The 1,313-nt window shown below is 69.5% G+C and carries 1 protein-coding gene; it reads right to left on the bottom strand.

Annotated features, from left to right (window positions below; translation table 11 throughout):
• Positions 1-87 precede the first annotated feature (87 nt).
• Positions 88-657 (bottom strand): LuxR C-terminal-related transcriptional regulator, encoded by a 570-nt coding sequence (locus tag H8R17_RS49715; protein WP_399478163.1) that lies wholly within the window; start codon positions 655-657, stop codon positions 88-90.
• Positions 658-1,313: the final 656 nt, after the last annotated feature.

Here is a 1,313-nt window from a genome sequence, read left to right as displayed (position 1 = left end):
GGGGACCCTGTGGGAGAGTAGGACGCCGCCGAACAATTCTTGATGAAAGCCCCGTACCGGGTTCACCGGTACGGGGCTTTCTGCGTTTCAGGACGGCTGCACCAGCTTCGTGTCGTACGCCAGAATCACCGCCTGAATCCGGTCCCGCGAGCCGGTCTTGGCGAGGATGCGGCTGATGTGGGTTTTCACGGTCGGCTCGGCCAAGTGGAAACGAGTGGCTATCTCGGTGGAGATCTCGATGTCCGAGGTGGCGTCGGGACCGGCGTGTTTGAGGGTGTTGGTGAGGGCCTCCTGGATGACGCGGTAGACGGTGAGCTGGCGGCCCGGGGGGGAGGATGGGGGCGGCCGTGGATGGTCGTGCGGACGGGGAGGCCGGCGGAGCGGACGCCGTTGATGAGCTGGTCGAGGTCGGTGAGGGTGGGCTGGGGGGGCAAGTTCCGCGGGGGCCTGGGTCTCCTCTTCCTCCTCGCGCAGGACGTCGAGGCTCCTCGCGCAGGACGTCGAGGAGGCGGCGGAGTTCGCCGAGGGCCTGGCGGCTTGTGGTGCCGATGGCGTCCAGGGCCTGGGCGGCGCGTTCCGGGGACTTGGCGGCGACGTATCTGCCGCCGTCGGCGAGGCTGGTGATGACGGAGAGGTGTGGCCGATGATGTCGTGCATCTCGCGGGCGATGCGGGCACGCTCGGCGGCTGCGGCGAGCTGGGCCTGCTGGTCGCTGCCACCGGGAGTATGGCCAGCAGGACGGCCCGGGGGGCGGCGCCACAGGAGCGGGACGGAGAAGCCGAGGCTCAGGGCGAACACGAGCCAGTCCGGGTTGTGGAGGTTGCGGGCGATGCGCTCCCAGCCGCCGCCGCTGTAGTCGATCAGCGCGGCCGTCACCCAGAAGCCGGTAGGAAGCAGGTCCCCCCGGCAGCGGGTGGTGCCGGTCGAAGGCGCGCACCTGCTGCACGATGCGATGGACGTACTGGGTGAGGGTTTCGGTCGATCGCTCCTCCGGCACGGTGTCCATGGTGGAGGGCGAGCCCTCGGTGCGGAACATGCCGTGCGTCATACGTCCCGTCGCCGCGTGGCGCTGGCCGCGCCGGGGGCCGGGTCGGCGGTGGTGAGCGCGCGCGTGTGTGGTGAGGTGTTTCGCCGTCGTCATGCTTCGATGCTCGCCGTGGGTGAGGGCGGGCGCGTCCGGCCGTGGGCAGTATTTGGGGTGAGGGGCGTAGTACTCGGGTATTACCGGGTCTTCAAAGTTGAGCGGTGCGGAGGTGTCCGCGGGCTCGGCGGGTGGTGACGCAGCGTGTCCGTAGTCGTTGGTTCTCGGCGTT

The sequence above is a fragment of the Streptomyces sp. TRM68367 genome, assembly GCF_014495685.1.
Lineage (GTDB): Bacteria > Actinomycetota > Actinomycetes > Streptomycetales > Streptomycetaceae > Streptomyces.
The sequence above is the reverse complement of the archived record's forward strand: the minus strand, read 5'-3'. Positions and strand labels throughout refer to the sequence as shown.